The organism is Janthinobacterium foliorum (assembly GCF_978021625.1).
The window spans coordinates 134,815-160,566 of sequence record NZ_CDXDQE010000008.1 but is presented as its reverse complement, the minus strand read 5'-3'; the positions used below and the strand labels follow the sequence as shown (position 1 = coordinate 160,566).

Genomic DNA, 25,752 nt, shown 5'->3' with positions numbered 1-25,752 from the left:
GCGACATACTTGCGGTAGTTGTATGATTGCCATGTATTGCTCGATGGCATCATATTACAAGCCGGGCCGGCGCACACGCATCTTGTTGAACAGTTACACTTTTTTCACCGTTCCTGCCTGCTTCACTGGCCTGGCCAGCACGAACACCAGCGCCGCCACCACGGCCGCCAGCGCCCCCGCCAGTTGCAGCACGCTGGCGAAACCGTCGATGAAGGCGTGGCGCGCCGCTTCCTGCGCCACGGCCTGCAGGCTGGCCGGCAGCTGGCCGAAGGCCTCGGCCGCATTGCCGGCGACGATGCGCCCGATCATGTCGGGCGATGCCGTCAAGCCGTGCAGCCACGCCAGCTGCTCGAACGACGCGGCCGTGCGCATGGCCAGCACGGCGCCCAGGCCGCCCACGGCCAGCACGATGCCGACGAAACGCGTGGTGGTGCTGATGCCCGAGCCCATGCCCGTGCGCTCGCGGGGAATGCAGGCCAGGATGGCTTTCTGGGTGGTGCCGTTCAGCAGTCCCGCGCCCGCGCCCGTGACGAGCATGCCGGCCGCGACCCAGCCATATTGCAGGCTGGCGGCGGCCACGGAAGTGGCCACGTTGCCGGCGGCGACGATCAGCAGGCCCGTCACCAGGATGCCGCGGTCGTCGAGCCGGCGCATGGCGCGCGGCGCCAGGCGCGAGCACGCCACCATGGCGACGGCAAACGGCAGCATGGCGCAACCGGCCAGCACGGCGGAAAAGCCGAAGGCGTTCTGCAGGTACAGGGGTAAAAACGTCATCATCACTTGCGCGGCGATGGCGTAGCCGAACATGCCCAGCACGGCGCCGACGAACACGCGGCGGCCGAACAGCGACAAGTCGACCATGGGCGCGCGCTGGCGCCGCTCCACCACGACAAACACGGCCAGCAGCCCGGCGCCGGCTGCGAAACGCAGCAGTGTGGCGCGGCTGGACCAGCCCGCCACGCTGGCGTCGATCAAGCCCCAGATGATGCAGAACAGGCCGGCGGAAAACAGCAATGCCCCCAGCGGGTCGAAGCTGGCATTGCCGGCATCCCGCGATTCGGCCACGTGGCGCCGCACCAGCAGCATCAGGATGGCCACCACGGGCAGGTTCAAATAGAAAATCCAGCGCCAGTTGACGGCGCTGGTGATCAGCCCTCCCAGCAGCGGCGCCACCGTCATGGCCACGCCCATGGCCGCGCCCCACACGGACCAGGCGTGGGCCCGCTCCTTTTCCGCATGGAAGGTGTGGCCGATGACGGCCAGCGCGGACGTCAGCAGCAGTGCGGCGCCCAGGCCCTTGATGGCGCGCGCCACGTTGAGCACGAATGGCGTCCAGGCCACGCCGCACAGCAGCGAGGCCAGCGCAAACACGGCCAGGCCGCACAGCATCACCTTGCGCCGTCCCAGGCGGTCGGCGATGCTGCCCGCCGGCAGCAGGAACGAGGCGAACGCCAGCATGTAGGCGCTGACCACCCATTCCACGTCGACAAAGCTGGCGTTCAGGCTGCGGGCGATCGAGGGCAAGGAAACGGCCACGACGTTGGTATCGAGCATGATCAGGGCGCAGACGCCCGAGCACGTATATAAAGTCCAGTGAGTATTCTTCATGCCCCGATTGTAAGCAGGCGCGCGTTATTTCTTGTTATAAGACAAGCGGCATATAATTCGCCCATGGTGAATACCGAAAAATCCCTGGAACTGCGGCATTTCCGTTGCGTGCTGGCCGTCGCGCACAGTCTGCATTTCACGCGTGCCGCCGCCCAGCTGGGCATCTCGCCGCCCGCGCTGACCAAGCAGGTGCAGGAAACGGAAAGCCTGCTGGGCACGCGGCTGTTCCAGCGCAGCAAGCGCGCCGTGGCTCTCACGGCGGCCGGCGAACTGTTCGTGGTGGAAGCGGCGCGCGCGCTGGCGCAGCTGGAGCAGGCGCAGGACGTGGCGCGCCGGGCCGGACGGGGCGAGCTGGGGCGGCTGGAGATCGGCTATGTCGCCTCGGCCGCGTATGCTGGCGTGCTGCAGGGCCAGTTTGCCCGCTTTCGCGCCAGCCACCCGGGCATCCGCATCAGCGCGCGCGAATACGCGATGGACGCCCTGCCGGCATTGCTGGACCAGGGCCGCGTGGACCTGGCCTTCGTGCGCCCGCCGCTGCACTACCCGGACGGCATCGACAGCGTGGTGCTGCTGCGCGACCGCTTCGTGCTGGCCGTGCAGGCCGACAGCCCGCTGGCACGGCGGGACGCGGTGGAAGCAGGCGCGCTGGCGCAGCAGGCCTTCATCGTGCCGGAACAGGAATGGGGCACGCTGGAAGCGAGCCGGCGCGGCGGCTTTGCGGCCCAGGTGGTGTCGCGCCCTGGCGGCCTGGTGGCCGTATTGACGGAAGTGTCGCTGGGCGTGGGCTGCGCCATCGTGCCCCACTCCGTGATGGCCAGCGTGCAATTGCCTGGCGTGGTATTGCGCGAACTGGCGGGCCCGCCCATCCGCTCGGAAATCGCGGCGGCCTTCCGCCGCCACGAACAGGCGCCCGCCGCCCGCGCCTTCATCCATCAGCTGCGCGCGGCGGCCCTGCCTGAAAATTAAGGGTCCAGTTCCGGCGCCGGCCGGCGCAGCGCCATATGTTCCCACACGGCCACGAGGACCAGCACGCAGCTGGTGATGCAGGCCAGGGTCAGCGGCGAATACAGCCGGCCGTAGGCCATCGGGATCAGCGCCAGGATGATCAAGATGCCCAGCAGGTGCGACAGCGGCGGCGCGGCGCGGTCGCTGCTGACCCACTTGAACAAGGCATTGCCCAGCAGATACAGGATCGGACCGCCCAGCAAGGCGCTGATGCCGGCGAAGCCCGCTTCATCCGGATGCACGAGGGCCAGTTCGTCGGCCACAGCGGAAACGATCACGCCGCCGACGATCAGCACGTGGATGTACGTGTACGCCTTGCGCGCGATGCGGCCCGGGTCTTTCGAGTGGGCGATGCGGTGGTGGCCCGCTTCGGCGCCCGTGTCGAAATAGATCCACCACATGGCGATGCTGCCGACCAGGGCGGACAGGAAACCCAGCCAGTTGCCTGCCGTCCATTCCAGTCCCGCGAACGTGGCGCCCGTCACCAGCAGCGATTCGCCCAGGGCGATGATGACGAACAGGGCGCAGCGTTCGGACATGTGGCCGCCATCGACATCCCAGTCCGCCGTCGACGAGCGGCCCAGGCCCGGCATGCCGAACTGCATCCACGGTCCCGCCAGGTCGATGACCAGGGCGGCGGCCCACCAGAAGAGGCGCTGGGACGGGTCGGCCAGGCCGCCGGCGATCCAGAAGATGCCGGAAAACACGGCCCACAGGGCGATGCGCTGGAAATTGCGGCGGCGCGAAAGCGCTTCATGGCGCACGGCCCACCAGGCGAACAGGGGGCGGCACACTTGCATGGCCACGTAGGCGAGCGCGAACGCCAGGCCGCGCGTGCCGAACGCTTCGGGTATCGAGGCCGACATGATGAGGCCGCCCAGCATCAGCGCAAACAGGCTGATGCGCACGGGAATGCGTTCCGGGTCCAGCCAGTTGGTGATCCACGAGGTAAAGATCCATACCCACCAGACGGCCATCAGCAGCAGGCCCGTCTGCAGCCAGCCCATGGCGCTCAGGTGCGCCAGCAAGCCGTGCGACAGTTGCGTCACGGCAAATACGAAGACCAGGTCGAAGAACAGCTCGATCATGCCCACCTTGCCGCTGTCCTGTCCGCCGCGCTTGCGCAACAGCGATTTTGTCAATTCCATAGCTACTCTTTCATCAATTCAAACCTGGCCGTACTGGCGATGCAGCCTATGGGCGGACGGCTCAGGCGCGTTGTAAACGCCACCACAAAAAACCGGCCAGCAAGGCTGGCACGGCAAAAATCATTGCAAAAATCGGTAGTTCCTCGGCCACGGAATAGCCGGCCGCGAGCACGCCCACGGCCATGTTAAAACCGGCGCCCAACAGCCACAAGGGGATGAAGGCCAACGCCGCGCGCGCCATCGCGCCCCTGCTTCGCCCCACCAGCAGGCACAGTGCCAGCAGCGCGCAGCCCGCGCCCATCACCAGCAAGGTATGCATCGCCACTCCTTTCGTGAAAGCATCGTATGAAAATGCTATTTACACGATGCTAACGCATTTCACCGGCACCGGGCAGCCAGGCTGAAGGCGCCTAGCCTTTCACCGGCGTAAGCAAAGGCAGGCCGGCGAAATGCGCCGCCAGGTTATCGACCACCAGCTGCCCCATCGCATGGCGCGTTTCCACGGTCAGGCTGCCCACGTGCGGCGTCAGCACCACGTTGGGCATGGCGCGCAAGGCGGCGGGGACATGGGGCTCGTCGGCAAAGACGTCGAGGCCGGCGGCGCCCAGGTGGCCGTCCTGCAAGGCGGCGACCAGGGCCTCCTCGTCGATCAGCGCGCCGCGGGCGATGTTGATCAGGGTGCCTTGCGGGCCCAGCGCGTCGAGCACGGTACGGTCGACGATCTTGCGCGTGGCGGGCGTGCCTGGCGCGCAGATGATCAAATAATCGCTTTCCTGTGCCAGGGCCAGCAGCGATGCCGAACGCGGCACGGCCGTGCCGGCGATGGCGCGCGGCTGGAAGTAGCGCACCTCGATGCCGAACGCGGCCAGGCGATGCGCGATGGCTTGCCCGATCTGCCCGAAACCGAAGATGCCGGCCGTCTTGCCGCGCAGGCTGGACGCTGGGGCGATGGCTTCGCGGCGTTCCCAGCCCCCGTCGCGCACGAAACGGTCGAGTGCGACGATGTGCCGCGCGCTGGCCAGCAGCAGGCCCAGCGCGATGTCGGCCACGTCATCCGTCAGCACGTTCGGCGTGGTGGTGACGGCGATGCCGCGCTGGCGCGCCTCGTCCAGTGCCACGCCATCGAGGCCGACGCCACTGACGGCGATGATTTCCAGCGCGGGCAGCAAGGCCATATCAGAGGCATTCAAGCCCAGCGCGCCCGTGGTGACGACGCCGCGGATGCGCGGCGCCAGGGCATTCAGCCAGGCATGGCGCTCTTCCGGGGTTTGCTGCCAGGCATGGTGGCACGTGTAATGTTCTTCCAGCTGCGCATTGACGGCAGCCGAAGGGCTGGGAGCGAGAATGAGGATATCGGGTGGCATGGGCGTCCAGGATGGGGTCGGCGAAAGTTGCAGACGCAACTTAGCATATTTGACGCCCTGCCGGGGCTGGCAACCCTGGAATCGGCTTTAAAACCTTGCGCCTGGCGCGGTCTTTGCGGCGCGGCTCAACCGGGGCACGCCACTTTTTTCAGCTTGCCGCCCGTCTTGAAGGGATCGGCGCCCGCGCCCGGATTGTCTGCCATGGCAAAGCAGCTCGCGCCGCCCGGGCTGACGACTCTGCTGGCGGGCCGGCCGTCGGCCGTCAGGTACTCTTCCACCTTGATGAGCGGACCGCCACGGTAAGCCGAGGCCACCTGTTTCCGGAAGGCGGTATCCCCCTGCAGTTCCGCCGCGGCCAGCCATGGCTTGTCTCTCGCCAGCTCGCCGCGCACGGCCTTGTCGGCGGCGCCGGCCGCCAGCAGCGCGCGCGTGCGCAGGTCGCCGGTGGCGCCCGGCGGCGGTTCGGCGGCAGGCACGGTGATCGCCTCGGCGGTGACGGGAGCAGCCTCGGGCTGCGCGGCCACTGGCGCAGTGGCCGGCGCGGCCGGCGCGACGGCCCTGGCGTGCGGCATCGGCATGGGCAAGGGCATCGGCGGCGTGCGCGGCAACGGCCTGGGCGGCATCAGCGTCATGAAGGCCACTTCCGTGTATTGCTTCAGCTGCCGCGCCGGCAGCAGCAGGAAATACAGGCCCAGCAGATGCATGGCCAGGATCAGCACGACAGCGGCGCCTTGCGCGCTGAAGCGCCAGGTGCGGTGCGGGGAAGCGGGCTGGTCTTGGTCGAGCATGGGCAACAACATCCGGTGGGCGCAAGGCGCGATGCCATAGTGTAGCGATCCTGGCGCAAACTTGTTAATCAATCCGCAAGGTATCGCCTGGCGCGCCTTTTTCATGCGAAATCCGGTGCCTTCGTCGCGCGGTGTTGCGCGGCGCACTATTTTTTTACCATCAGTTGCACCGATCTGGACGCTTTCCGGTCGGGAGGAATATAATGATAATCATTCTCATTACTATCGAACAACTACCATGCGCAAGTTCCACCTCGCCCCTACCCCGCTCGCCCTGGCCGCCTTCCTGCTGGCCAGCACCGCTGCCCATGCGCAAAGCACCTCTGCCACGGCTGCCGATGACGCTCAAACCATGCCGACGGTCGTCGTGAATGCCTCGGCCGACGCGTCGGCGGAAGGCTTGTCGAAAGCCTATGCGGGCGGACAAGTGGCGCGCGGCGGGCGCATGGGCATCCTCGGCTCCGTGGACATGATGGATACGCCGTTCGGCAATACCAGTTACACGCAGCAATTCATCGCCGACCAGCAGGCGCGCAGCGTGGGCGACTTGCTGCAAAGCGATGCGGCCGTGCGCATGTCGCGCGGCTACGGCAATTTCCAGGAAGTGTATGTGATCCGCGGCTTCGCCCTCGACTCGGACGACGTGGCGTATAACGGCCTGTACGGCGTGCTGCCCCGCCAGTACGTCTCGCCGGAATTGCTGGAACGCGTGGAAGTCTTCCGTGGCGCCAGCGCCTTCCTGAATGGCGCGGCGCCTGGCGGCAGCGGCATCGGCGGCGCCATCAACCTGATGCCCAAGCGCGCCGGCAACACGCCGCTGACGGAACTGACGCTGGGCGTGGAATCGGGCGGCCATGCCTATGCGGCCATCGACGTGGCCCGCCGCTTCGGCGAGAACAAGGAATTCGGCGTGCGCGTGAATGCCGCCAAGCGCCAGGGAGAGACCAGCATCGAGCGCGAAGACCACGACGTGGGCATGCTGGCCGTGGGCCTCGACTATCGCGGCCGCAACTTCCGCCTGTCGGCCGATGCCGGCTACCAGAACTTCGATTTGACGGCGCCACGCCCATCCGTCAACATCGGCCGCGTGGCAAGCTTGCCCGGCGCGCCGGACGCATCGAAGAATTTCGCCCAGCCATGGAGCTTCTCGAAGGAACACGATGTCTTTGGCACGGCGCGCGCCGAAGTCGACCTGGCCAAGGATGTGGTGGCGTGGGCCGCGTTTGGCAGCCGCTCGACGAAGGAATCGAACAGCCTGGCCGAACCGGCGTTGACGTCAAGCAATGGCGACGCCAGCGTGTACCGTTTCGACAATGGCCGCAAGCAGGAAATCCGCACGGGCGAACTGGGTGTTCGCGGCAAACTCAGCACGGGCGCCGTCCGGCACACCCTGGTGGCGAGCTGGTCCGGCCACTGGAATGAAGCGAAGAATGCCTACGCCATCAGCGATTACGCGGGCTTGCCGACGAATATCTACCGCCCCGTCGATGTGGCCATGCCGCCTACCCTGGCAGCGAACTCGGGCGGCGTGATGAGTGATCCCCGCCTCACGCAACGCACCATCCTCAGCAGCTTTGCCGTGGCCGACACCATGGCTTTCCTCGACGACAGCCTGCTGCTGACGGTGGGCGCGCGCCGCCAGCAGATCAAGGATACGGGCTATGCCTACGGCACGGCCGTGCAGTCCGGCCCCACCTATGACAAGAGCGCCACCACGCCCGTGGCCGGCATTGTCTACAAGGCCAGCAAGCAGGTCTCGCTGTACGCCAACTACATCGAGGCGCTGGTCAAGGGCCCCGTGGCCAGCGGCACCTATTTCGACGGCACGACGGACCAGCTGGTGAGCAACCATGGCGAAGTCTTTGCGCCGTACAAGTCCAAGCAAAAGGAGATCGGCGTCAAGTATGACGCTGGCAAGCTGGGCATGAGCGCCGCCCTGTTCTCGACGGCCAAGCCCTTGCCGGCCATCGTCGGCACGCGCGCCACCCTGTCGGGCGAGCAGCGCAACGAGGGCCTGGAACTGTCCGTCTTCGGCACGCCGGTGGCGGGCGTGCGCCTGCTGGGCGGCCTGACCTGGCTCGACACGGAGCAGCGCAACACGGACAAGCCGCTCAATAACGGCAAGCACGCCATCGGCGCACCTAAAATGCAGGCGAGCGTGGGCGGCGAATGGGACGTGCCGGGCGCGCCGGGCCTGAGCCTGAACGCGCGCGCCGTGTATACCTCGACGCAATACGCGGACTTGGCCAACACCAAGCAGTTGCCGTCCTGGACCCGCGTGGACATCGGCGCCCGCTACCTGACGCAGCTGGCAGGCCACGACGTGACCTTGCGCGCGCGCATCGACAACGTTGCCGACCGCAGCTACTGGGCCTCGGCCGTGTCCTCGTTCGATTCGGGCAGCCTGGTGCTGGCCGCGCCGCGCACCGTCGTCGTTTCCGGCAGCGTGGCGTTCTAAGGGGCCAGTTGCCGCATTTCCAGGAAAGGCTGCCTTCGGGCAGCTTTTTTTTCGCGTGCGCGCCTGTGCCGCAACGCAGGCTTGGGCGACAATGCCCGCATGAGATTCCCTGCCCTGCTCCTGTTACTCGCCATGTCGCTGCCCGCCGCTGCCCAGCTGCAAGCGCCCTGCCCCTACGCCGCCTGGAAAAGCGGCTTCCAGGGCGATGCACGGGCGCAAGCCACCTGCCTGTTGCGGCCCGTGCAACGCTATGCCCGCCTGGGCGCCAGCGCGCCCTTGCCGGACTTTCTCGACAGCCACATCGGCCGGCGCATGGCCATCGCGCCCGCCGCCCTGCGCGCGTACCTGGCGGCGCGCGGCATCCGCGAGGCCGACGTGGGCGGCGCCGTCGATGCGCCCCTGTCGCGTGCCGTGGGCCGCCTGGTAGCGCCCGTCGCACGCTACTTTGTCATCCACGACACCAGCTATCCGAATTTCCTGGCAGAACCCATTCCCGCCCACATCAACGACGCCAGCTGGGATTTCAACGACTTTACGCTGCGCAATCCCGCGCTGGGCGGCGGGCCGAAAGGCCATGTCTACGTCAACCGCCTGGGCGGCTCCCTGCAGGTGCGCGACTTTGGCACGGCCAGCTACGCCAGCAAGCTGGAAAAGGACAAGCCGTCGTGGACGGGGCTGTTCCTGCACGTGGAACTGGTGCAGCCGCGCAACTCCGTCCCGGGCGGCGGCAAGGGCAACGATGGCCTGGCGCCCGATCCCGGTTTTACGCCGGCGCAATATGAACGGCTGGCCCTGCTGTACCTGGCCGCCGGCGTGCGCAAGGGAACGTGGCTGATTCCCGCCTTCCACGCCGTGCTCGATACGGGCTTTGCGAATGGTCATGACGATCCACAGAACTTCTCACTGCAGGATTGGTCGCAGGCGCTGGCCCGCCTGCACGGCGTGTTACAGCAAGGCGACAGCGTGCCGTAAAGCGCGCATGCGGGCGTTTCCCTGGCCGCGGAATTGGCGCATACTATCGAAAGCATAGCCATTCCTGCAAGGAGTTCAGATGAAACTTGCCACGGATCATCAGGCAGATCGGCAGGCGCGCCCCCACCGTCCGCTGGCGCGCGCCCAGCGCCTCTTCGCCATGCGCGATGCGGTATTGACGGCCTGGGAACAGCGCGTGCGCGCCAGTGTGCGGGGCGCGGACCAGCTGCTCACGCCCATCCTCATCAATACCCTGCCCGCCTTCTTCGATAACCTGGCCGAAGCCCTGACGCCCGGCCACCCGCGCGAGAACGCCACCAGCGACAGCAACGTGCCCGCCGTGCATGGCAACGAGCGGGCGCGCATGACCAATTACGGGCCGGAACAGGTAATCCAGGAGTACCAGATCTTCCGCGACTGCTTCGCCGCCGTCGCGCACGAATCGCACATCACCCTGCACAGCAAGGACTGGCGCATCATCAATGCCTCGATCGACATGGGCATCCGCGAATCGATCCGCGAATTTACTTCCATGCATGAAGGTTTCCGCCGCCGCATCGCGGCCGGCCTGTCGCACGACATGCGCAATCCGCTGGCCGTCATCAGCACCAGCGCCCTGCTGCTGCTGCGGCAAACGGAGCCGGACAAGGTGGCGGCGCTGGCGCAGAAGATCGCCGACCACGGCAAGCGCCTCGACAGCATGATCGAGGAGCTGCTCGACACGCTCAGCTACCACCGGGGCCAGCAGCTGCCGCTGGCCCTGAGCCAGTTCGATATCCTGCCGCTGGCGCACGCCGTGGCCAGCCAGGTCAACCTGCAGCATCCGGGCAAATGCATCGTCAGCGGGCAATCCGTCACGGGCTGGTGGTGCGAGAATTCGTTGCGCCGGGCGCTGGAAAACCTGCTCGGCAATGCCATCAAGTATGGCGATGACGAACCCATCAGCGTTGTCGTGGAAGCTACGCACGAGCGCATGATCGTCAACGTGCACAACGGCGGGCGGCCCATTTCGCCGGAACAGAGCGCGCGCATTTTCGACTACCTGCGCCGCGAAAACCTGGGCCCCGCGCCCGGCTGGGGCATCGGCCTGCCCTACGTGCAAAACGTGGCGGAAAGCCACGGCGGCAGCATCGCCGTCGACAGCTCGCCGGAAACGGGTACCAGCTTCATCTTCGACTTGCCCGTCGATTGCCGTCCCTTCGTCCAGCCTGCCGACGTCCCCAAGAGTGCCTCGTAACGCACCAATACGGTGCGGATGACGGATTTACGCCACAAAAGTGGTCATTTTTTACACATTTTCAGGTGCGTGGCACTGGCATGATTTCTGCTGAGCTATAGTCAGATACGGCTCAAGGGGAAATCTCAACATGGCAAATTTTTTCAATGAAATGACTGCAGATGACGTGGGATCGGACAGCAAGGTACGTGAACACTATCGTGAATTCGACAATTGGCTGGCGCAGCAATCCCCCGACACCATCGCCCGCAAGCGGGCCGAAGCCGACCTGACGTTCCGCCGGGTCGGCATCACCTTTGCCGTCTACGGTGACGATGCCGGCACGGAACGCCTGATTCCCTTCGATACCATCCCCCGCATCATCCCCGCCGCCGAGTGGACGCAGATGCAAACGGGTCTCGTGCAGCGCGTGCAAGCCTTGAACATGTTCATCCATGATATTTATCATGAGCAAAACATCATCAAGGCGGGCATCATTCCTGCCGAGCAAATCTACAAGAACGCGCAGTACCGCCCGGAAATGCAGGGCATCGCCGTCGCCTCGGACATTTATGCCCACATCGCCGGCGTGGATATCGTGCGCGCCGGCCAGGGCGAATTCTATGTGCTGGAAGACAATTTACGGGTGCCGTCCGGCGTGTCCTACATGCTGGAAGACCGCAAGATGATGATGCGCCTGTTCCCGGAACTGTTTGCGCGCAACCGCATCGCCCCCGTCGACCACTATCCGGACATGCTGCTCGACAACCTGCGTTCCGTCGCGCCCATGGGCGTCGACGATCCCACTGTCGTCGTCATGACCCCCGGCATGTACAACTCCGCCTACTTCGAGCACGCCTTTTTGGCCCAGCAGATGGGCGTGGAACTGGTGGAAGGCAAGGATCTGTTCGTCAACGACAATTCCGTGTACATGCGCACCACGCGGGGACCGAAGCGCGTGGACGTGATCTACCGCAGGGTCGACGACGATTTCCTCGACCCGCTGGCCTTCCGCTCGGACTCGTCCCTGGGCGTGCCGGGCCTGCTGTCCGTCTACCGCGCCGGCCGGGTGACGCTGGCGAACGCCATCGGCACGGGCGTGGCGGACGACAAGTCGATCTATCCTTTCGTGCCCGACATGATCAAGTTTTACCTGTCGCAGGAACCGGTCTTGAACAACGTGCCGACGTACCAGTGCCGCAAGAGCGCCGACCTGTCCTACGTGCTGGCCAATTTGCCCAAGCTCGTGGTGAAGGAAGTGCACGGCGCGGGCGGCTACGGCATGCTGGTGGGGCCGGCGTCCAGCCTGGCGCAGATCGAGGACTTCCGCCAGCGCCTGCTGGCCAATCCGGGCGGCTACATCGCCCAGCCGACCCTCGCCCTGTCCGCCTGCCCCACCTACGTTGACGCCGGCATCGCGCCGCGCCACATCGATCTGCGCCCGTTCGTGCTGTCCGGCAAGACGATTTCCATGGTGCCCGGCGGCCTGACCCGCGTGGCCCTGGGCGAAGGCTCGCTGGTGGTCAATTCCTCGCAGGGCGGCGGCACCAAGGATACGTGGGTGCTGGAACCCGCCGTTGCGGAAGAAAAAGCAAACTATCAGGCAGGAGAGAAAACATGCTGAGCCGCACCGCCGATCATTTGTTCTGGATGGCCCGCTACACGGAACGGGCCGAAAACACGGCGCGCATGCTGGACGTCAACATGCAGACGTCGATGCTGCCGCAGTCCGAGCAGGACGCGGAACAGGGCTGGCGCGCCACCCTGGGCATTTCCGAGCTGCAAAGCGCGTACGACCACAAATATGGCCGTTTTCATACGCGCGACGTGCTCGACTTCATGGTGCGCGACCCGAACAACCCATCTTCCATCCTCGCCTGCCTGACGGGGGCGCGCGAAAACGCCCGCGCCGTGCGGGGCACCCTGACGACGGAAGTATGGGAAATCCAGAACGCCACCTGGCTCGACATGCAGAAGCGCCTGAAGAGCAATCTGCTGGAAACGGACCCCAGCGCCTTCTTCGAATGGGTGAAATACCGCTCGCACCTGTCGCGCGGCGTGACCCTGGGCACCATGCTGAAGGACGAAGCCATCCATTTCATCCGCCTGGGCACCTTCCTGGAACGGGCCGACAATACGGCGCGCATCCTCGACGTGAAATTCCACGGCGCGCGCGACACGTCGAAAGACATCACCCAGCGCGACTTTTACTACTGGGCGGCCCTGCTGCGCTCCGTCTCTGGCTTCGAAATCTACCGCAAGGTCTACCGCGACGTCATCACCCCGGCGCGCGTGGCGGAATTGCTGATGCTGCGCGGCGACATGCCCAGGTCGCTCTTGGCCTGCATGGATGACGTGGTGGAAAATTTAAAACATATCCGCAACGACGTGTCCGCCGATACGGAGCGCTTCGCCGGCAAGCTGCATGCGGAGCTGAAATTCGGCCACATCGACGACATCATGAAGGCGGGACTGCACCTGACCCTGACGGAGTTTCTGGAAAACATCTATGACCTGGGCAACCGGGTCAGCCGCGACTTCCTCGTTCCCTTGGCGGCCTGATGCAGCTCACCATCCGCCACGAAACCCATTACGCCTACAGCGCGCCGCTGGCCTACACCATCCAGCAGCTGCACCTGACGCCGCGCATCGAGCCGCAGCAGCGGGCCCTGTCCTGGCAGATCGCCACGCCGGGCCAGTGCCACGCCTACACGGATGCCTACGGCAACCTGTCGCACATGCTGACCATCAATGGCAGCCATCACTCCCTGAGCCTGGTGGCGCATGGCGTGGTGGAAACCATCTATCCGCACAAGGGACGCCTGAACCTGGTCGATACCCTGTCGCCGCTGCTGTTTACCATGCCGACGGCACTTACCCAGGCCAACCCCGCCATCCTGGAACTGGCCGCGGCCAGCCTGCCTGACCGCCGCGTGACGGCGGGCACGGGCCACTTGCTGCGCCTGGCAGAGCACATCGTCGGCAAGGTGGCCTATGAAAGCGGCGCCACCATGGTCACCACGACGGCCGGCGACGCCCTGGCCCTGGGACGCGGCGTGTGCCAGGACCACGCGCATGTGTTCCTGGCCTGCTGCCACGCCTGGGGCATCCCGGCCCGCTACGTGTCCGGCTATATCGATCCGGGCACGACGGGCCACGCGGCCAGCCATGCCTGGGTCGATGCCTGGACGGAAGACACGGATTTCGCGGGCTGGGTCAGCATCGACGTCACCCATGCGCGGCTGATGACGGATGCGTATTGCCGCTTGGCCATCGGCCGCGACTACGATTCGGCCGCGCCCGTGCGCGGCGTGCGCCAGGGTGGCGGCACGGAAACGTTAAGAGTCGATGTGCAGATCGTGCCCGTACATGCCCGTCTCAACGGGCAGGAATGAGGCTGGCCGGGCCTTGCAGCATAGTTGGCAGGCCCGGCTGGTGTAGAATGCTTCCCCTTTGACTGAATTTGCTACGATGACTTATTGCATAGGCGTGCGCCTGAATGAAGGCCTGGTCTTCCTGTCCGACTCCCGCACCAACGCTGGCGTGGACCAGGTGGGCACCTTCCGCAAGATGAGCGTGTTCGAGAACCCGGGCGACCGCATGCTGGTCTTGATGACGGCCGGCAACCTGTCGATCTCGCAAGCCATCCGCCAGCTGGTTTCCGAACACGTGGATGCGGATGGGCGCAGCATCTGGAACGTGGGCAATATGTACGACGCGGCCCGCATCGTGGGCGACGCCGTGCGCACCGTGCACCAGCGCGAAGCGAAGGCCCTGGCCGACTGCGGCATCGATTTTAACGTCAGCATCATCCTGGGCGGGCAGATCGGCGCCGAACGCTGCCGTTTGTTCCAGGTGTATTCGGCCGGCAATTTTATCGAATCGCACGATGAAAACACGTATTTCCAGATCGGCGAAGCCAAATATGGCAAGCCCATCATCGACCGGGTCATCAATCCGTTCACGCGCCTGGACGAAGCGGCCAAGTGCGCGCTGATTTCCATGGATTCCACCCTGCGCTCGAACGTTTCCGTCGGCTTGCCGCTGGACCTGCTCGTCTACGAGACGGGCAGCCTGGCCGTCACGCGCTTCGTCACCATCGATGAAAAGAACCAGTATTTCCGCATGATCCGCGATACCTGGGGCGAGCAATTGAAACATGTGTTTGAAGGCATCGACGATCCCGTGTGGAACGCGGCGCCGGAAACGGCCACGAATGTGCTGTCGTCAAGCAATATGCACAGCAAGCCCGTGCGCGTCGCCATCCCCGAGCACGTGAGCCGCGGCAGCCTGACGCTGGCGCCCCTGCAGTCGCTGGCGCAGCAGTTCAGCGACGACAAGCAGCATTGAACGGCATTGATATGTGATACGCAAGGTGCGTGCGCCGCTGGACAAGTCGCCTTGCGCGTGCTTTTATGGCAATATGGGTTGACATTCAATCCAGATTGACCTGAAAGGCAGGTGGCGCATGGACTTGATCACTTCCGCCGTCGTCGCGGCCATCGAACATGGCGCGCCCGGCCTCGCGCCGGCCGCCGTCACGTCCCACTACCAGCAGATCAAGGCGGCCATCGCCAAATTCGACAGCGCGGCGGCTATCCTGGCCGCCATCGCCGCGCTGGAAGCGAACCCTGCCGATACGCGGCTGCAATTGGCGCTTTCCGCGGCGCTGGCCACGGCCAAGGTGCCGGACGACATGGAAGCCCTGTTTGCCGCGCAAGGCTTGCTCGATGCGCTGCAGCGCCCGCCTGCGCCCCTGCCGGAGGCGGAGGCAGTCCCGGCACCGGCCGACAAGAACGCCGTCGTCTCGAACTATGCCGTCGTCAAAGTGTATTTCGCCACGGACCGCCGGCGCGATGTCGGCAAGCCGCCGGCCCAGCGTTTCAGCGGCCAGCGCAGCATGACGGCAGGCAACGGCGCCGACGACGGCCCGCTCAGCTATGGCAGCTGCGACATCAGCATCCCGCGCGACCATCGCATGGGCCAGCTGGAATCGCCGTCGCTGTGGCGGCTGGAATTTCGCGAGGACCCGGCCAAGCACGTGGTGCTGCTGTCCGCCGAGGTGCAGGACCGCGAGAATTTTTTTGCCGCCATGAAAACCCAGATCCGCGCTGCGGCCGGCAAGAGCGCGTTTGTCTTCGTGCACGGCTACAACGTGACGTTCGAGGATGCGGCCCGGCGCACGGGACAGATGGCCTACGACCTGGGCTTCGACGGCGCGCCCGTCTTCTACAGCTGGCCGTCGCAGGGCGATGTTGCCGGCTATACCATTGATGAAAACAATATCGAATGGAGCACGCCGCACATCACGGCCTTCCTCGCCGACTTTCTTGCCAGCACCGAGGCGGCGCAAGTGTACCTGGTGGGCCACAGCATGGGCAGCCGCGGCCTGACGCGGGCCGTGGCCGATTTGCTGGCCGCACAGCCGCAGCTGGCGCAAAAGATCACGGAAATCATCCTCTCCGCGCCCGATATCGATGCCGCCATCTTCAAGCACGATATCGCGCCGAAACTGGCGCAGGCGCGCAACCCCGTCACCCTGTACGCGTCGTCGCAAGACCTGGCCCTGGCCGCCTCGAAAGCCGTGCACGGCTACCCGCGCGCGGGCGACAGCGGCGCCGGCATGCTGATCGTGGCGGGCGTGGAAACCATCGACGCCACGGGCGTGGATACCAGCTTCATGAAACATTCGTACTTTGCGGAAAAGCGTTCCGCCCTGTCCGACATGTTTTATCTGATACGCAACCATGCGCGCGCGGACCAGCGCTTTCTCGACCCCGTCGATACGGTCGCGGGCCGCTATTGGACGTTCAAACCATGACGCGGCTTCATGCCCGTGGTCACGCATGCTAAGATACGGCCATGAGGGTGCCGAAGGCACGGCGATGACGCCGCCAGCCCGTCCACCCGTAAGCAGGCCATATTATGTTGACATCATCTTCTACACCGCAAGCCGAATCGCTGATCCGCAACACCAACGCCCGCGTCACCAAGACGCGCGTGAAGGTGCTCGACTTTCTGATGGCGCAAAGCCGTTCGCTGACCCACCATGAAATCCAGCAGGCGCTGTCGCAGGACAGCGATATCGATTCCGTCACCCTGTACCGCGTGCTGGAATGGCTGACGGAAAATGAACTGGTGCACCGCATCGCCGGTGCCGACCAGGTGTGGCGCTTCAGCGCGGGCGCCGGCCACCAGGCGCACGAACACGCGCATTTCCAGTGCACCAAGTGCGCCAACGTCACCTGCTTCAATGAAGTCAAGCTGCCCACGCCCGTGGCCTTGCCGGAAGGTTTCAGCGGCGACGAGGTCGATTACCTGATCAAGGGCCTGTGCCCGCGCTGCAAGTAATTCCCCGGAGTATCACCTGATCAACAAGGCCAGGTGATACTCGTCATAAAATAGCTCGCCCACGCGCATGGAGCGCGGTTCGGTGCCATACGCGATAAATCCCAACGATTCATACAGCCGCAAGGCCACATTGTTTTCCGCATTCACGCTCAGGTGGACTTGCAGGATGGCCGGGTCGCGCTCGGCCAGGTCGATGCAGGCATGCACGAGACGCCGCGCCACGCCCTTGCCGCGCTGCTGCACGTCGACGAAGACGCCCCACAGCACGGCCTTGTGCGACAACTGGCGCAACGGTTCGCGCCGCAAGCCCGCAAAACCGACGAGGCGTTCGCCGTCGAAGGCGCCGAACGCCCTTTGCTGCTGGCCGCCGGCGATGCGCTGCGCATGCTCTTCCGGCGTGCGCGCCAGTTCATCCTCGCGCGAGGAGGAAAACGAACTGGGCGAGTCGAGGATGGCGCGCAGGCGCAGCGCGCAAAACGCGCCGGCATCGGCTGGCGTCAGCAGGCGGATGGTGATATCGGTGGCGGACATGGTGGAACCCGGAGTTTTTTTTGCATTATACCCACGCCGGCCGTCCGGCCATGCTCACGGCGTGCGCGCGGCGCGCAAGCCGTACAGGGTCCAGCCATATAGCGCGGCCATCAGCAGCACCATGGCCGCGCCCAGCGCCGCCAGCCAGCTTTCCGGCATCGACCACGCCGGGTCCAGCTTGCCTGCGGCCATGCAGGCGGCCATGGCCACGCAGATGGCGACGATGGGCCAGCCCAGGCGGCGCCGGAACGCGCGCACGATGTCTTCCTTGCCGGTGCGCATGACTTTCGCCGTGACCCAGCCATCGAAGGTATCCGTCACACCCATGCCGACGGCAAACACGCCGCCGGTCAGCAAGGCCGGCCCCATGCCGCCCAGGGCCACGGCAGCGTAGCCCCAGGCGGCCGCCTGCAGGGCCGTGTCGAAGACCAGCGCGAACAGCATGCCGACCAGGACGCCGCCCAGCGGCCCGGAAGCGCCGCGCAGCCACCCGGGCAGCAGCAGGCTGCGCACGTTGGCCAGTTGCGCGCCGGCCAGCAAGGTGCGGGCGTTCATCCCGGCGATCAGCAGCAGCAAGGCGATGGGCAGCCATTCCAGCCAGCCGAACAGGGCCTCCGACGGCGTGTACCGTTCCGCCGCCATGGCGGCCACGGCCACGATGGCCAGCACGGTGACGCCATGCCCCAGCGCAAACAGCGCGCCCATCCACGGTGCCCAGCGCGGATGCCGCGGCAGGCTGCGCATGGTCAAGCCGTCGACGGCGGCCAGGTGATCCGGTTCCAGGCCGTGCCGCATGCCGAGCAGGAAGATCAGCGCCAGGGCGGGCAAGCCCGCTTCCACGCTCATGCCGCCGCCCCGGCCACCGCCTCGGCCATGACGCCGGTCAGTACGCTGGCCGGGCTGGAGGCGCCGGGCACGCAGCGGTCCAGGCCCCGCGTCAGCATGTCCTGCGGCAAATCGCGGCCAATGAAGATCATGCTGCTGGCGCGGGTTTCCCCGTCGCCCCACGGCGCGCCCAGTTCCGAGCCCATCAGCATGTGCACGCCCTGGAAGACGGCGCGGCATGGCAGGCCGGCCACATGCAAAATGCCCTTGTAACGCATCAGCTGGGTACCGAACAGCTGCACCACGGCATCGAGAAAATTTTCCACCTGCAGCAAATCGAGCGCTTGCGCCTGGTGGTACACGAACGATTGCACGCCGTCGCCATGGCGGTGGCCCAGTTCGCCCAGGAAATCCGGTTCCAGTTCGACGATGGCATTCAAGTTGAAGCCGCGGATATTCAGGATGTCGCGCAGGGGCACGTTGCCAAAACTGAGCTTTTGCATGCGGGCGCGGCCATTGATGGCGGCCAGGCGCCGGCGCAGCGCCGCCAGTTCGGCCTTGCTGACCAGGTCCGTCTTCGACAGCAGGAGGCGGTCGGCAAAGCCCACCTGCTCCTGCGCTTCCTGGTGCGCCGTCAATTGGGCTTGCGCATGGCGCGCGTCGACCACCGTCAGGATGGCGTCGAGCAGGTAGAACTCGCTGACGGAAGGCTCCGCAAAGAAGGTCTGCGCCACGGGCCCGGGCGCGGCCAGGCCCGTCGTTTCGATGACCACGTGGTCGAAAGCGATGCTGCCCGCGGCGCGTTTCGCGTGCAGCTCGCCCAGGATGCGGATCAGGTCGCCGCGCACGCTGCAGCAGATGCAGCCATTGTTCATTTCCACGATCTGCTCGCCGCCATCCTGCACCAGCAAGCCATGGTCGATGCTTTCGGCGGCGAATTCATTTTCGATCACGGCGATGCGCAAGCCGTGGTTGCCCTGCAATATGCGCTTGAGCAAGGTGGTCTTCCCGCTGCCGAGAAAACCCGTGATGATGGTGACGGGGATCAGTTCTGTCATGCTGTTGTCCTGTTCAAGGTTGATCTTCGAGTTCTTCCATGCGCTGCCATTGGGGGAACGGATCCGGCAAGCCGCGCCAGGCAGCCATGCCCTGGCGCGTTTCCATATGGTTCAATTGGCATTTTTTCAAGTCCGCTTCAATGGCGGCCTGGTCCATGCCCTGGCCGATGAAGACGATTTCCTGATAGCGGTCGCCATATGGCTCGCTCCAGCCCGCTTTGACTTCCGCCAGGGAGTCCGCATCCGTGGGCCAGCGCTCCTGCGGCACGCAAGCCCACCACAGGCCCACGGGTTCGATATTCATCAGCTTGCCCGCGCCGGACAGGCTGGCCACCCATTCGGGCCGGCTGGCCAGCCAGAAATAGCCCTTGCTGCGCACCACGCCGGCAATCGGCTGGGCAATGTAGTCGTGCAGGCGCTGCGCATGGAAAGGCTCCCTGGCCCGGTAGACAAAGCTGCTGATGCCATAGGTATCCGTTTCCGGCGCGTGGATACCCGCCAGCTCCTGCGCCCAGCCCGGCATGCTGGCCGCCTGCTCCAGGTTGAACAGCCGCGTGCCGAGGATGGCGTCGAGCGGCACGACGGACTGGTTCGTCTCGATGATGCGCGCGCCGGGATTCAAGGCCTGGAGGATGGCCAGCACGCGCAGGCGCTCATCGGCCTCCACCATGTCCACCTTGTTGAGAACGATGACGTTGGCAAATTCAATCTGTTCGGTGAGCAAATTGGCCAGCTGGCGGTCATCGCCCTCGCCCGCGACTTCACCGCGCTGCTCCAGGCTGTCCTCGCTATGGAAATCGGCCAGCAGGTTGGCGCAGTCGACCACCGTGACCATGCAGTCGATCTGCGCCACGTCGTTCAGGCTGTCTCCGTGCTCGTCCTCGAAGTCGAAGGTGGCGGCCACGGGCATCGGTTCGCCCACGCCCGTCGATTCGATCAGCAGGTAGTCGAAGCGGTCCTCGGCGGCCAGACGCCGCACTTCCACCAGGAGATCGTCGCGCAGGGTGCAGCAGATGCAGCCGTTCGACATTTCGACGAGTTTTTCTTCCGTGCGCGACAGGGCCGCACCGGCCGCCGCAGCCCCTTCCTTCACCAGCGCCGCGTCGATGTTGACCTCGCTCATGTCGTTGACGATGACGGCCACGCGCTTGCCTTCGCGGTTGCGCAGTATGTGGTTGAGCAAGGTGGTCTTGCCGGCGCCGAGAAAGCCGGACAGGACGGTGACGGGGAGTTTGCGCTGGGTCATGGGTATCTTTCGGATGGTCGATGAGGGGTAGCAATGGAGCCTGATTTTTAAATGCAAGTCGATTGCGTTTTAAATTATAATGCAGCTCACTTGCATTTGTGCGGCAATTTTGCACCGCCCGTTTCCGCCACCCTGAAAGAGACTCCATGCTCCATCTCGCCTCACTGACATATGGCTATGGCGACGCCGCTGCCCGCCCCGTGCTCGACATCGCCGCCTTCGACTTGCCTGCCGGGCGCCATGCCCTGCTCCTGGGGCCGTCCGGTTCCGGCAAATCGACCCTGCTGCATTTGCTGGCCGGCATCCTGGCGCCGCAGGCCGGCCGCCTCGAAGTGGCGGGCACCTCCCTGCCCGGCCTGACGCCGCGCCAGCGCGACAGCTGGCGCGGCCGCGCCGTCGGCTTGCTGCCCCAGCAACTGGCGCTGGTGGCCAGCCTGAGCGTGCTGGAAAATGTCTTGCTGCCCGCCTACGCCAGCGGCCAGCGGCCCGATCCGGCCCGCGCCGCCAGCCTGCTCGATCAATTGGGCCTGGGCGCCAAACTGGCCGCCTACCCGCACGAATTGAGCGGCGGCCAGCGGCAGCGGGCCGCCATCGCGCGCGCCGTCGTCATGCGCCCGCAGCTGATCCTGGCCGACGAGCCGACTGCCAATCTCGACGATGCCGCCTGCGCCGCCGTCATCGCGGTGCTGGCTGGCCAGGCGGAACAGGCAGGCGCATCGCTCATCATCGCCAGCCACGACGCGCGCGTGCTGGCCGCCCTGCCGCAGGCCACGGTGCTGCGCCTGCCCCCGATGCGGGTGGCGGCATGAACGCCCTTACCCTGGCCTGGCGCGCCCTGCGCCACAAGCCGCTGGCGTCCAGCCTGAACCTGCTGCTGGTCGCCATCGGCATCGCCATGATGACGTTCATCTTCAGCGTGTCGGCCCAGCTGGAAGAGCATGCCGAGCGCGATGCGCGGGGCATCGACCTGGTGGTGGGCGCCAAGGGCTCGCCGCTGCAGCTGATCCTGTCCTCCGTGTACCACGCCGATATTCCGACCGGTAACATCCCGGAGGGCGCGCTGGCGGCGCTGGCCGCGCAGCCGCTGGTGAAAAGCGCCATTCCCCTGGCCCTGGGCGACAACTTCCACGGTTTCCGCATCGTCGGCAGCACCGCGGCCCTGGCCGGCCACTATGGCGCGCGCCTGGCGCAAGGCCAGCTGTTCACGCAGCCCATGCAAGCCGTGTTCGGCGCCCGCGCCGCGCGCGAGACGGGCGCCACCGTGGGCGCCAGCTTTGCCGGGTCGCACGGGCTGGCGACGGGCGGCGAGCTGCACGGGCATGCGCCCTACACCGTCGTGGGCATCCTGCAGCCGACGGGCACGGTGCTCGACCGGCTGATCCTCACGCCCGTCGCATCCGTGTGGCAAGTGCACGAGACGGACCCGGACGAGCAGCCCGCCGTGCCGGCGGCCACGCCGCAGCGCGAGCTGACGGCCGTGCTGGTGCACTACGCGTCGCCCCTGGCCGCCGTTTTCCTGCCCCGCTGGGTGAATGCCCAGGCCCGGCTGCAGGCGGCGCAGCCCGCCTTCGAGGCGGCGCGCCTGTTCACCTTGCTGGGCGTGGGCATCGACGTGCTGCGGGCGATCGCCGCCGGCGTGCTGCTGGTGGCGGCCCTGTCGCTGTTCGTCGCCCTGTATGGCGCGCTGGAAGAACGCAAGTGGGACATGGCCATCCTGCGCACCCTGGGCGCCTCGCCCTTAACGCTGCTGCGACTGCTGCTGGCGCAGGGCTTGCTGCTGTCGCTGGCCGGCGCGGCCATCGGCTGGCTGCTGGGCCATGCCGGTATCGCTGTGCTGGCATCCGTGCAAGACCTGAGCCTGCAGCCCTGGCGCATCGCCCCCGGCGAAGCGTGGCTGCCCGTGATCGCCATGGCCATCGGCTTGCTGGCCGCCGCCATCCCCGCCGCGCGCGCCTACCGCACGGATATTGCCGCCATCCTGGCGCGCCCCTGACAGGAAGCCAGCATGAAAAAAATCATGATATTGGGTGCCGGACTGCTGCTGGCCGGCCTTGCCGCCGCCGCGCCAGCCGACGAACCGCCCTCGTTTTTCGCCCCCTTGACGGATCTGCCAGGCGTGGTGTCGTGGAAACTCCTGGGCCAGGCCACCACCGTGAAGGCAAGCAAGGGCCGCATGGTGCCCAAATACACACCGGCCATCCGCGCACTCGACAATACGGAAGTGAAAGTGCAGGGCTTCATGATGCCGATCGAGCCAGGCCGGAAGCACAGGCATTTCCTGCTGACCGTGACCTCGGCCAGCTGCCCCTTTTGCCTGCCGGCCGGGCCCGAAGGCGTGGTGGAAATCAGGAGCCGCACGCCCGTCAACTTCAGCTACGCGCCGTTCGTCGTGCAGGGCAAGCTGAAGGTGCTGGCCAGCGATCCCATGGGCCTGTACTACCGCATGACGGACGCGGCCGTGGTAGCGCAATGAGGCGCCGGCCAGCGCTGCTGTTCTTGATGCTGTTCTTGCCGCCGTCTTGCCCTGCAAGCGCCGCACCGCTGCAATTCGATCTGCCCCGCCTGAATGGCGGCGGCCGGATGCAGCTCGGCGACTTCCCTGGGCGGGCCGTGGTGCTGAACTTCTGGGCCAGCAACTGCCTGCCCTGCGTGCGCGAACTGCCCGTCCTCAATGCCCATGCCGCCAAGCATCCCGGGCTACCCTTCATCGGCATCGCCATCGATACCAGGGCTGCCGCGCAGGCTTTCCTGCTGCAGCACCCTGCCAGCTATCCCCAGGCCCTGGCCGGGCCTGCCTTGCTGCCCACCTTTGGCAATCAAATCAAAGGCTTGCCGTACACAGTGATTGTGAACTCTCAGCATCGGATCTGTACCCGGCGCCTGGGCGCCATCGATGCGGCGTGGCTGGAGGCCGCCGTGGCGGCCTGCCGCTAAGCACGCATCCATGCGCCCTGCACGGCTGTCATCGCCGCGTCATATGGCGGCGTTACAGTCGCGTCCTTTGCATCTAACTGAGGGCGGTAATGAAAACAAATTGGGTCATGCTGGCGGCGCTGGCAAGTGTGGGTCTCGTCGGTTGCAACGGCAGTTCGCATACCCCGGCCGCGCCGGCCATTCCCGAAGGCACGACGGTGAGCGTGGCCTTGCTGGAAACCACGGACATCCACTCGAATGTCCTGAGCTATAACTACTATGCGCTGGCGGAAGACACGAGCCTGGGCCTGGAGCGCACGTCGACCCTGATCCAGGCGGCGCGCGCGGAAAACCCGAACAACGTCTTGCTCGACGATGGCGACGTCATCCAGGGTACCTTGCTGGCCGACCTGCAAGCCGTGGCCGCGCCCGTGCCGTGCACGGGCACGCTGGCCGTGCACAAGGCCATGAACGCGCTGAAATACGACGCGGGCGGCATGGGCAACCACGAATTCAACTATGGCCTCGCTTACCTGAGCCAGATCACCAACACGGACTTCGGCATCCCCGGTGTCACCAAGCCGACGGGCACCTGCGGCGCGCCCGCCTACCCTTCCGTGCTGAGCAACGTCGTCGGCGTGGCCAGCGGCAAGCCCATCTTCCAGCCCTACACCTTGCTGCCGCGCGATTTTGCCGCCACGGCGCCCGATGGCAGCAAGCTGACGGTGAAGATCAATGTGGGCGTGCTGAGCTTCGTGCCGCCGCAAATCCTCGAATGGGACCAGAAAGTCCTCGCTGGCAAGGTCAGCGTGACGGGCGTGCAGGAAGCGGCGAAACAATACGTGCCCGAGCTGCGCAGCAAGGGTGCCGACCTGGTGGTGGCCCTGTCGCATGGCGGCCTGGACACGAGCCCCTACAGCCCGAAGATGGAAAACGGCAGCTATCACCTGACCAGCACGGGCATCGACGCGCTGATGATCGGCCACTCGCACTTGATCTTCCCAAAAGGCAAGGAAACCGGCGCGGCCGCGCTGGACGCCTCGTTTAGCGCCTTCCCCGCCAGCGCCAAGATCGATGCGGAGAACGGCTTTGTCAACGGTGTGCCCACCGTCATGGCGCAAAGCTGGGGCCGCCGCCTGGGCATCATCAAGCTGACCATGGTGTACCAGGGCGGCAAATGGGTGGTGCAGCCGGCGAAGACGACGGTGGAATCGCGCGGCTTCAAGTACACGGATGGCACGACCCTCGTGAAAGCCGACCCGGCCATCGCCCCGCTGGTGGCCACCGAGCATGCGGCCACCATCGCCTATGCCAAGCAGCCGCTGGGCATCAGCACGGATTTCGAGATGTCGGCCTATTTCGCGCTGGTGGGCGATGTCAGCGCCATCCAGCTGGTGAACCAGGCGCAGCTGGACTATGTGAAAAACTTCATCGCCACCAGCACGGACGCCACCTTGTCGGCCTACAAGAACATTCCCGTGATTTCCTGCAGCGCCCCATTCAAGGCGGGCCGCAACGGGCCATCGGACTTCACGGACGTGGCGTCGGGCGCCAGCCCGGCCGCGCCGATTGGCTTGCAGGTGCGTAATCCCGGCGATTTGTATTTATATAGTAATAACAACCTGCAAGCCGTGAAGATCAAGGGTGCGGACTTGAAGGCGTGGCTGGAAACGTCGGCCAAGCAATTCAACCAGATCGACCCGGCCAGCAGCGCCGAGCAGGACCTGGTGCCCTCGTATGGCACGATCTATAACTATGACGTGTTCTACGCGGAAAACAATGCGCTGACGTACCAGATCGACGTGACAAAAAAAGCGGGCAGCCGCATCGTCAACCTGACGTACAGGGGCGCGCCCGTGGCCGATGGCGACGATTTCATCGTGGCGACGAACGACTACCGTGCCGGCGGCGGCGGCGCCGTGCCCGGCATCGACGGCAGCAAGACCATCATCAAGTCGCCCGATGCGAACCAGGCCGTGGTCAGCAATTATCTGGCGTCGCTGAGCACCAAGGGCGGCAAGGTGACGCTGGCGGCGAATGGCAGCGCGCGCAGCTGGAGCTTCGTCAAGACGGCCACGGCCGGTCCCGTGATCCTGCGCTCCGCGCCGGGCCACCTGGCCCTGGCGCAAAGCAGCGGCATTGCCAACGTGGCGGCCGAAGGCGCGCTCGACGCCAGCGGTTTTGCCAAATACCGCATCGACCTGAGCAAATAAGGTGCATGGGCCGGAACTGCTGGTGTTCCGGCCTGTTTTGATGAAAGGTGATCAAG

General features: G+C 65.7%; 24 protein-coding genes. 15 read left to right on the top strand and 9 right to left on the bottom strand.

What is annotated here, in order from left to right:
• Positions 1-93: 93 nt before the first annotated feature.
• Entirely contained in the window at positions 94-1,608 is a 1,515-nt protein-coding gene (locus ACZ92H_RS17405; protein ID WP_465050363.1) for an MFS transporter, read from the bottom strand.
• Positions 1,609-1,671: 63 nt separating this feature from the next.
• Between ACZ92H_RS17405 and ACZ92H_RS17400 the strand changes: the two genes are divergently transcribed.
• Complete coding sequence (locus ACZ92H_RS17400; protein ID WP_465050362.1) at positions 1,672-2,574, top strand: LysR family transcriptional regulator; 903 nt, start codon at positions 1,672-1,674, stop codon at positions 2,572-2,574.
• On the opposite strand, the gene ACZ92H_RS17395 is transcribed toward ACZ92H_RS17400, so the two are convergent.
• The 4 genes from ACZ92H_RS17395 to ACZ92H_RS17380 all read right to left on the bottom strand — a co-directional run bounded on the left by ACZ92H_RS17395 (position 2,571) and on the right by ACZ92H_RS17380 (position 5,913).
• Positions 2,571-3,755: a low temperature requirement protein A gene (locus tag ACZ92H_RS17395; protein ID WP_465050480.1), complete on the bottom strand. Its 1,185-nt coding sequence runs from the start codon at positions 3,753-3,755 to the stop codon at positions 2,571-2,573. The two genes, ACZ92H_RS17400 and ACZ92H_RS17395, sit on opposite strands and share 4 nt — an antisense overlap.
• A 67-nt stretch (positions 3,756-3,822) precedes the next feature.
• Positions 3,823-4,080 (bottom strand): hypothetical protein, encoded by a 258-nt coding sequence (locus tag ACZ92H_RS17390; protein WP_465050361.1) that lies wholly within the window; start codon positions 4,078-4,080, stop codon positions 3,823-3,825.
• Between the two features lie 91 nt (positions 4,081-4,171).
• Positions 4,172-5,125, bottom strand: coding sequence for a 2-hydroxyacid dehydrogenase (locus ACZ92H_RS17385; RefSeq protein WP_465050360.1), 954 nt, complete (start codon positions 5,123-5,125; stop codon positions 4,172-4,174).
• Between the two features lie 125 nt (positions 5,126-5,250).
• Positions 5,251-5,913, bottom strand: coding sequence for a hypothetical protein (locus ACZ92H_RS17380; RefSeq protein WP_465050359.1), 663 nt, complete (start codon positions 5,911-5,913; stop codon positions 5,251-5,253).
• A 238-nt stretch (positions 5,914-6,151) separates the two neighbouring features.
• On the opposite strand from ACZ92H_RS17380, the gene ACZ92H_RS17375 reads away from it, so the two are divergent.
• The 9 genes from ACZ92H_RS17375 to ACZ92H_RS17335 all read left to right on the top strand — a co-directional run bounded on the left by ACZ92H_RS17375 (position 6,152) and on the right by ACZ92H_RS17335 (position 16,910).
• Positions 6,152-8,371, top strand: coding sequence for a TonB-dependent receptor (locus tag ACZ92H_RS17375; protein WP_465050358.1), 2,220 nt, complete (start codon positions 6,152-6,154; stop codon positions 8,369-8,371).
• Positions 8,372-8,470: 99 nt separating this feature from the next.
• A complete protein-coding gene (locus tag ACZ92H_RS17370) occupies positions 8,471-9,343 on the top strand; it encodes a hypothetical protein (protein ID WP_465050357.1) in 873 nt (290 codons plus the stop codon).
• A gap of 79 nt (positions 9,344-9,422) precedes the next feature.
• Positions 9,423-10,580, top strand: a complete 1,158-nt coding sequence (locus tag ACZ92H_RS17365; RefSeq protein WP_465050356.1) for a sensor histidine kinase — start codon at positions 9,423-9,425, stop codon at positions 10,578-10,580.
• Between the two features lie 130 nt (positions 10,581-10,710).
• The gene (locus ACZ92H_RS17360; RefSeq protein WP_465050355.1) at positions 10,711-12,183 is read left to right on the top strand and encodes a circularly permuted type 2 ATP-grasp protein; all 1,473 of its coding nucleotides are present in this window, start codon (positions 10,711-10,713) and stop codon (positions 12,181-12,183) included.
• Complete coding sequence (locus ACZ92H_RS17355) at positions 12,177-13,121, top strand: alpha-E domain-containing protein (RefSeq protein WP_465050354.1); 945 nt, start codon at positions 12,177-12,179, stop codon at positions 13,119-13,121. The genes ACZ92H_RS17360 and ACZ92H_RS17355 overlap by 7 nt, the downstream gene beginning before the upstream one ends.
• Entirely contained in the window at positions 13,121-13,954 is an 834-nt protein-coding gene (locus ACZ92H_RS17350) for a transglutaminase family protein (protein ID WP_465050353.1), read from the top strand. The genes ACZ92H_RS17355 and ACZ92H_RS17350 overlap by 1 nt, the downstream gene beginning before the upstream one ends.
• A 76-nt stretch (positions 13,955-14,030) precedes the next feature.
• Entirely contained in the window at positions 14,031-14,909 is an 879-nt protein-coding gene (locus ACZ92H_RS17345; protein WP_131369574.1) for a proteasome-type protease, read from the top strand.
• 118 nt (positions 14,910-15,027) lie between these two features.
• Positions 15,028-16,380 carry an alpha/beta hydrolase gene (locus ACZ92H_RS17340; RefSeq protein WP_465050352.1) on the top strand — a complete coding sequence of 451 codons (1,353 nt, stop codon included), beginning with the start codon at positions 15,028-15,030 and terminating at the stop codon, positions 16,378-16,380.
• A gap of 104 nt (positions 16,381-16,484) precedes the next feature.
• Positions 16,485-16,910 carry a Fur family transcriptional regulator gene (locus tag ACZ92H_RS17335; protein ID WP_076572177.1) on the top strand — a complete coding sequence of 142 codons (426 nt, stop codon included), beginning with the start codon at positions 16,485-16,487 and terminating at the stop codon, positions 16,908-16,910.
• A gap of 12 nt (positions 16,911-16,922) precedes the next feature.
• On the opposite strand, the gene ACZ92H_RS17330 is transcribed toward ACZ92H_RS17335, so the two are convergent.
• The 4 genes from ACZ92H_RS17330 to zigA are packed head-to-tail and all read right to left on the bottom strand — an operon-like array spanning position 16,923 to position 20,570.
• Positions 16,923-17,441, bottom strand: coding sequence for a GNAT family N-acetyltransferase (locus tag ACZ92H_RS17330; protein ID WP_131369580.1), 519 nt, complete (start codon positions 17,439-17,441; stop codon positions 16,923-16,925).
• Positions 17,442-17,495: 54 nt separating this feature from the next.
• A complete protein-coding gene (locus ACZ92H_RS17325) occupies positions 17,496-18,287 on the bottom strand; it encodes a HoxN/HupN/NixA family nickel/cobalt transporter (RefSeq protein WP_465050351.1) in 792 nt (263 codons plus the stop codon).
• A complete protein-coding gene (locus ACZ92H_RS17320; protein ID WP_465050350.1) occupies positions 18,284-19,324 on the bottom strand; it encodes a CobW family GTP-binding protein in 1,041 nt (346 codons plus the stop codon). Before ACZ92H_RS17320 ends, ACZ92H_RS17325 begins: the two co-directional genes overlap by 4 nt.
• Before the next feature lie 13 nt (positions 19,325-19,337).
• A complete protein-coding gene (gene zigA, locus ACZ92H_RS17315) occupies positions 19,338-20,570 on the bottom strand; it encodes a zinc metallochaperone GTPase ZigA (protein ID WP_465050349.1) in 1,233 nt (410 codons plus the stop codon).
• A 146-nt stretch (positions 20,571-20,716) separates the two neighbouring features.
• On the opposite strand from zigA, the gene ACZ92H_RS17310 reads away from it, so the two are divergent.
• The 5 genes from ACZ92H_RS17310 to ACZ92H_RS17290 all read left to right on the top strand — a co-directional run bounded on the left by ACZ92H_RS17310 (position 20,717) and on the right by ACZ92H_RS17290 (position 25,696).
• Positions 20,717-21,379, top strand: coding sequence for an ABC transporter ATP-binding protein (locus ACZ92H_RS17310; RefSeq protein ID WP_465050348.1), 663 nt, complete (start codon positions 20,717-20,719; stop codon positions 21,377-21,379).
• Complete coding sequence (locus ACZ92H_RS17305) at positions 21,376-22,563, top strand: FtsX-like permease family protein (protein ID WP_465050347.1); 1,188 nt, start codon at positions 21,376-21,378, stop codon at positions 22,561-22,563. The genes ACZ92H_RS17310 and ACZ92H_RS17305 overlap by 4 nt, the downstream gene beginning before the upstream one ends.
• A 12-nt stretch (positions 22,564-22,575) precedes the next feature.
• Positions 22,576-23,043, top strand: coding sequence for a DUF3299 domain-containing protein (locus tag ACZ92H_RS17300; protein WP_465050346.1), 468 nt, complete (start codon positions 22,576-22,578; stop codon positions 23,041-23,043).
• Positions 23,044-23,069: 26 nt separating this feature from the next.
• On the top strand, positions 23,070-23,504 hold the full coding sequence (locus ACZ92H_RS17295; protein ID WP_465050345.1) for a TlpA family protein disulfide reductase: 435 nt from the start codon (positions 23,070-23,072) through the stop codon (positions 23,502-23,504).
• Positions 23,505-23,593: 89 nt separating this feature from the next.
• Entirely contained in the window at positions 23,594-25,696 is a 2,103-nt protein-coding gene (locus ACZ92H_RS17290; protein ID WP_465050344.1) for a bifunctional 2',3'-cyclic-nucleotide 2'-phosphodiesterase/3'-nucleotidase, read from the top strand.
• The last annotated feature ends 56 nt before the right edge of the window (positions 25,697-25,752 follow it).

What these genes read in the sequence shown, in the direction of transcription:
- ACZ92H_RS17365 (WP_465050356.1), top strand. Translation starts at nt 9,423, where the DNA reads ATGAAACTTGCCACGGATCATCAGGCAGATCGGCAGGCGCGCCCCCAC.
- ACZ92H_RS17405 (WP_465050363.1), bottom strand. Translation starts at nt 1,608, where the DNA reads ATGAAGAATACTCACTGGACTTTATATACGTGCTCGGGCGTCTGCGCC.
- ACZ92H_RS17335 (WP_076572177.1), top strand. Translation starts at nt 16,485, where the DNA reads ATGTTGACATCATCTTCTACACCGCAAGCCGAATCGCTGATCCGCAAC.
- zigA (WP_465050349.1), bottom strand. Translation starts at nt 20,570, where the DNA reads ATGACCCAGCGCAAACTCCCCGTCACCGTCCTGTCCGGCTTTCTCGGC.
- ACZ92H_RS17320 (WP_465050350.1), bottom strand. Translation starts at nt 19,324, where the DNA reads ATGACAGAACTGATCCCCGTCACCATCATCACGGGTTTTCTCGGCAGC.
- ACZ92H_RS17310 (WP_465050348.1), top strand. Translation starts at nt 20,717, where the DNA reads ATGCTCCATCTCGCCTCACTGACATATGGCTATGGCGACGCCGCTGCC.
- ACZ92H_RS17330 (WP_131369580.1), bottom strand. Translation starts at nt 17,441, where the DNA reads ATGTCCGCCACCGATATCACCATCCGCCTGCTGACGCCAGCCGATGCC.
- ACZ92H_RS17305 (WP_465050347.1), top strand. Translation starts at nt 21,376, where the DNA reads ATGAACGCCCTTACCCTGGCCTGGCGCGCCCTGCGCCACAAGCCGCTG.
- ACZ92H_RS17325 (WP_465050351.1), bottom strand. Translation starts at nt 18,287, where the DNA reads ATGAGCGTGGAAGCGGGCTTGCCCGCCCTGGCGCTGATCTTCCTGCTC.
- ACZ92H_RS17375 (WP_465050358.1), top strand. Translation starts at nt 6,152, where the DNA reads ATGCGCAAGTTCCACCTCGCCCCTACCCCGCTCGCCCTGGCCGCCTTC.
- ACZ92H_RS17360 (WP_465050355.1), top strand. Translation starts at nt 10,711, where the DNA reads ATGGCAAATTTTTTCAATGAAATGACTGCAGATGACGTGGGATCGGAC.
- ACZ92H_RS17400 (WP_465050362.1), top strand. Translation starts at nt 1,672, where the DNA reads ATGGTGAATACCGAAAAATCCCTGGAACTGCGGCATTTCCGTTGCGTG.
- ACZ92H_RS17345 (WP_131369574.1), top strand. Translation starts at nt 14,031, where the DNA reads ATGACTTATTGCATAGGCGTGCGCCTGAATGAAGGCCTGGTCTTCCTG.
- ACZ92H_RS17300 (WP_465050346.1), top strand. Translation starts at nt 22,576, where the DNA reads ATGAAAAAAATCATGATATTGGGTGCCGGACTGCTGCTGGCCGGCCTT.
- ACZ92H_RS17340 (WP_465050352.1), top strand. Translation starts at nt 15,028, where the DNA reads ATGGACTTGATCACTTCCGCCGTCGTCGCGGCCATCGAACATGGCGCG.
- ACZ92H_RS17355 (WP_465050354.1), top strand. Translation starts at nt 12,177, where the DNA reads ATGCTGAGCCGCACCGCCGATCATTTGTTCTGGATGGCCCGCTACACG.
- ACZ92H_RS17370 (WP_465050357.1), top strand. Translation starts at nt 8,471, where the DNA reads ATGAGATTCCCTGCCCTGCTCCTGTTACTCGCCATGTCGCTGCCCGCC.
- ACZ92H_RS17290 (WP_465050344.1), top strand. Translation starts at nt 23,594, where the DNA reads ATGAAAACAAATTGGGTCATGCTGGCGGCGCTGGCAAGTGTGGGTCTC.
- ACZ92H_RS17295 (WP_465050345.1), top strand. Translation starts at nt 23,070, where the DNA reads ATGCTGTTCTTGCCGCCGTCTTGCCCTGCAAGCGCCGCACCGCTGCAA.
- ACZ92H_RS17350 (WP_465050353.1), top strand. Translation starts at nt 13,121, where the DNA reads ATGCAGCTCACCATCCGCCACGAAACCCATTACGCCTACAGCGCGCCG.
- ACZ92H_RS17390 (WP_465050361.1), bottom strand. Translation starts at nt 4,080, where the DNA reads ATGCATACCTTGCTGGTGATGGGCGCGGGCTGCGCGCTGCTGGCACTG.
- ACZ92H_RS17380 (WP_465050359.1), bottom strand. Translation starts at nt 5,913, where the DNA reads ATGCTCGACCAAGACCAGCCCGCTTCCCCGCACCGCACCTGGCGCTTC.
- ACZ92H_RS17385 (WP_465050360.1), bottom strand. Translation starts at nt 5,125, where the DNA reads ATGCCACCCGATATCCTCATTCTCGCTCCCAGCCCTTCGGCTGCCGTC.